The organism is Natrinema soli (genome assembly GCF_028618695.1).
The window spans coordinates 1-3,776 of record NZ_JAQIVI010000560.1; the positions used below are offsets into that span (position 1 = coordinate 1).

Sequence of the window (3,776 nt, forward strand, 5' to 3'; positions counted from 1 at the left end):
GGGAGCGTCAGCAACTGGTCGACGATCGGCTCGAGGCCGCTCGCCCACGCGTCGAACGCCTCGGGATCGGCGTCGGGACTCGGCGGCGAGTCGAGTTCGGCCGCGAGGGCCTGGATCGACTCGAGGCGTCCGGACCTCGAGAGGTAGAGATAGGCGATGCCGATCGCGAGAAACGGAACGACGCGGACGATCGCGGGGATCGCGACGCCGAGCAGGTACAGCGGGAGGAGATCGGCCGGACGACGACGGAGGACGGCGACGACGGCGGCGACGAAATCGGAGAGGGACATACTCGACCGTTAGACGGCGTATCAGTTAAATGAACGCTCTCAGCGACCGGGAGATGTGATCGGTCGATAGAGCGGATGATTCGATGCCGTGATATCGATAGCGACCCCGGAGACTGACGCCTCACTATTTACATCCCTCGTCGTCGTACGGTAATGTATGGTCACCACAATCTCGCCCGAACGGCTCGCCGAGCTGCAAGACGAGAACGCCGATTTCGCGCTCGTCGATACCCGACCCGAAGACAGCTACGAGTCCTGGCACATCGCGGGCGCGCTCCACTTCCCGTTCGGTCCCGAGGAGGAACTGGACGGCCGACTCGAGGACCTCCAGGCCGTCGTCGGTGACGCCGACCGCGTCATCACCGTCTGCGCGAAGGGGCTCTCCTCGGGCAACCTCGCGACGCGCCTCGAGTCGGCGACCGACGAGTACGATGTGGCTGCCGTCGACGGCGGCATGAAGGGCTGGAGCGGGGTCTACGACCGAGTGGAGATGGACGTGGACGACGGGCTGACGATCGTACAGATCCAGCGGCGCGCGAAGGGGTGTCTGGGCTACGTCGTCGGCTGTGCGGAGACGGGCGAGGCCCTCGTCGTCGATCCGACCGCGGACACCGACGAGTACGCGGTCGCGGCCGAGGAAGCCGGCCTGACCGTTATCGGCGTGATCGACACGCACGTGCACGCCGACCACATTTCCGGCGGTCGCGATCTGGCGGACGACCTCGAGGTGCCGTACTATCTCGGCGAGCGCGCGAGCGAGCGCGACGTCGAACGGGAGTACACGCCGCTCGAGCGCAACGAGGTACTCGCGGTCGGCGAGCGCGAGATCAAGGCGGTGTCCGCGCCGGGCCACACCAGCGAGATGATCAATCTGCTGGTGGACGACGACGCGCTGCTGACCGCGGACACGCTGCACGTCGACTCGACGGGCCGGACGGAACTCGAGTTCGGAGAGAGCGAGGCGCTACGCGACTCGGAAGATGCGAGCGGTGAAGCCGCGAGCGAGGATGAAGGGGAGAGAGGGGCTCGACTGCTCTACGAGACGCTCCACCGAACGATTCTGGCCGAGCCCGAGAGCCTCGTCGTCCTTCCGGGGCACGTGACGGTCACCGCAGACGGCGAGTTCGAACACGGCGCGCCAGGCGAGCCGATTCGGACAACCATCCGCGCCGCGCGGACGGGGATCGACCTGCTCGACCTCGAGGAAGACGCGTTCATCGAACGAATGGCCGACGCCGGTGAAAAGCCGTCGAACTACGAAGAAATCATCGAGTACAACCGCGGCGCGGCCGACATGTCGCCCGAGGAGCGAGTCGAACTCGAGTTAGGGCCGAACAACTGCTCGGCGTGAGTCGAACGCTCCGGTGGAACCCGTCCGGCCGCAGGGTCCGATTCGTCGTGGGGAAGGCTAGTGTTTCGCGCCGGCGACACCGCTTCCGATCGCCGCGCCGCACTCGGTGCACGCGACGAGATAGAACCGCTTCGACGCCGCGAAGAACCCGGTCGTGGCATCCATTTCGACGAACTCGACGTCGGTCTTCTCCGAAAGGGTCGCTTCGCATTCAGGGCAGTGGACCATAGCGCAATATATGATAGACGCACTATATTTCTTACCATCTCACACGACTTATGCGTTACACGCTTACACGGCACACAGAGCGCTTCCTTGTACACGGCAGTTCCCTTCTCACACTGCACCGCCGCCACCGCCGGCTTTCGCGCCTGCGATGCCGCTCCCGATCGTCGCGCCGCAGGCGGCGCAGGTCGTCACGTAGAACCGTTTCGATGCGGCGAGAAAACCGGTCGTCGCGTCGGTTTCCACGAACTCGATGTCCGAGCGCTCCGCGAGGGTCGCCTCGCATTCGGGGCAGTGAACCATGTTCGCAGAACGGTTGGTTACCCTGAAAGTCTTTGCGCAGGTCACTCTCCGGCGTCCGTATTCGAGACGGAGGCCATCCGAACCCGCTCGAGAACTCGCACACGAAACGCACGATACCATACCCGCTGTCACCGCGAGTATGTCTCGAGTCGGGCCAGCCGTTTGCCGTCGGTTTCGAAGAAGTCAGCGAACTCGAAGAGCGTCGTGCCCTCCTCGATGACGCGGCCGCGCACCGCGATCCGACCGTCTCCGGCGATCACCGACTCGAGGTCGTGACTGGTGTCCGGGTTCGGCCGCTTCTCGCGCATGAATTCGATGAACTCGTCGCGATTCTCGAAGGTCCGATCCGGACGGTGCTGGACGAACGCCGGTGAGAGGACGTCCTCGAGTGCGTCGTAGTCGTGTTCGTCGAGGGCTGCGTAGTATCGCCTGACGAGAGCGGCCGAATCCATATCCGACGTTTCGTCGCGACCGACAAAAGCGTGCGACTCTCCTGACTGGTCCAGGAACCGACTCGAACGTCGGGTTCGGGGAACCCTTACACAGCTGCACGGTGGTTGTTCACATATGGCGACGGTAGACGACTTCCAGGCGACAGTTTCGCTGGACGATCTCGAGGCGGCGGGCCGCGAGCTGGTATCAATCGACGGGGCGGCGATCGCGCTCTTCCACCACGAAGGGGAGGTTCGAGCGGTCGACAACCGCTGTCCGCACATGGGGTTTCCCCTCTCCGAAGGGAGCGTCGCGGACGGCATCCTCACCTGTCACTGGCACCACGCGCGGTTCGAACTCTCCTGTGGCGACACGTTCGACCCCTGGGCCGACGACGTCCGAACGTATCCGACCGAAATCCGGGACGGTACCGTGTTCGTTAACCCGAACCCGCCTCGAGAGTTACCGCCCGATGAGCACTGGGCGGACCGCCTCGAGACCGGACTGGAGGAGAACCTCCGACTCGTCGTTGCGAAGTCGACGATCGGGCTATTGGATGCCGGCGTCGACTATCGAAAGCCGATGGGGACCGCTCTCGAGTTCGGAACTCGATATCGGGAGTCGGGCTGGGGACCGGGACTGACCATCCTGGGCTGCATGACGAACGTGATCGACGACCTCGACCCGGCGGACCGAAAGCGGGCGCTGTACACCGGCGTTCGCCACGTCGCGGACGACTGCGCGGACCAGCCGCCGAACTTCGATCAGCCGTCGTTCTCGACCGACGAGGTGGCCTTCGACAGACTGAAATCCTGGTTCCGGGACTGCATCGAGGTTCGCGACGCCGACGGTGCGGAGCGCTGCCTCCGCACGGCCGTCGCGACGGGCCGGTCCGAGGCCGAGGTGGCCGAACTGTTCTTCGCCGCCGCGACCGACCACCCCTACCTCTCGAGCGGGCACGTCCTCGACTTCGCCAACACGGCCTTCGAGTGCCTCGAGCGCGTCGGCTGGGACGACGCGGACGAGACGTTGGCGAGTCTGATCGACCCCCTCGCGAGCGCCGACCGTAGCGACGAGCGGTCCTCGTGGCGACAGCCGGTCGATCTCGTGGCGCTGCTCGAGGACGTCTACGGCGGCGACGTGACGGCGACGAGCGGGCTCGAGGACCTCGCGAG

The 3,776-nt window shown here is 65.2% G+C and carries 5 protein-coding genes and 1 pseudogene; 2 read left to right on the top strand and 4 right to left on the bottom strand.

The window, feature by feature from the left end; translation table 11 throughout:
- Positions 1–290 (bottom strand): annotated as a pseudogene (locus PGX04_RS26545) (stage II sporulation protein M); the annotation flags it as partial.
- Between the two features lie 157 nt (positions 291–447).
- Here PGX04_RS26545 and PGX04_RS26550 point away from each other — a divergent pair.
- Positions 448–1,641: an MBL fold metallo-hydrolase gene (locus tag PGX04_RS26550; protein WP_273741236.1), complete on the top strand. Its 1,194-nt coding sequence runs from the start codon at positions 448–450 to the stop codon at positions 1,639–1,641.
- Between the two features lie 57 nt (positions 1,642–1,698).
- On the opposite strand, the gene PGX04_RS26555 is transcribed toward PGX04_RS26550, so the two are convergent.
- The 3 genes from PGX04_RS26555 to PGX04_RS26565 all read right to left on the bottom strand — a co-directional run bounded on the left by PGX04_RS26555 (position 1,699) and on the right by PGX04_RS26565 (position 2,621).
- On the bottom strand, positions 1,699–1,869 hold the full coding sequence (locus PGX04_RS26555; protein WP_273741237.1) for a hypothetical protein: 171 nt from the start codon (positions 1,867–1,869) through the stop codon (positions 1,699–1,701).
- A 108-nt stretch (positions 1,870–1,977) separates the two neighbouring features.
- Positions 1,978–2,169 carry a hypothetical protein gene (locus tag PGX04_RS26560; protein ID WP_273741238.1) on the bottom strand — a complete coding sequence of 64 codons (192 nt, stop codon included), beginning with the start codon at positions 2,167–2,169 and terminating at the stop codon, positions 1,978–1,980.
- 128 nt (positions 2,170–2,297) lie between these two features.
- On the bottom strand, positions 2,298–2,621 hold the full coding sequence (locus PGX04_RS26565; protein ID WP_273741239.1) for a nuclear transport factor 2 family protein: 324 nt from the start codon (positions 2,619–2,621) through the stop codon (positions 2,298–2,300).
- A 115-nt stretch (positions 2,622–2,736) separates the two neighbouring features.
- On the opposite strand from PGX04_RS26565, the gene PGX04_RS26570 reads away from it, so the two are divergent.
- The coding region (locus PGX04_RS26570) for a Rieske (2Fe-2S) protein (protein WP_273741240.1) at positions 2,737–3,776 on the top strand (1,040 nt) is incomplete at its 3' end.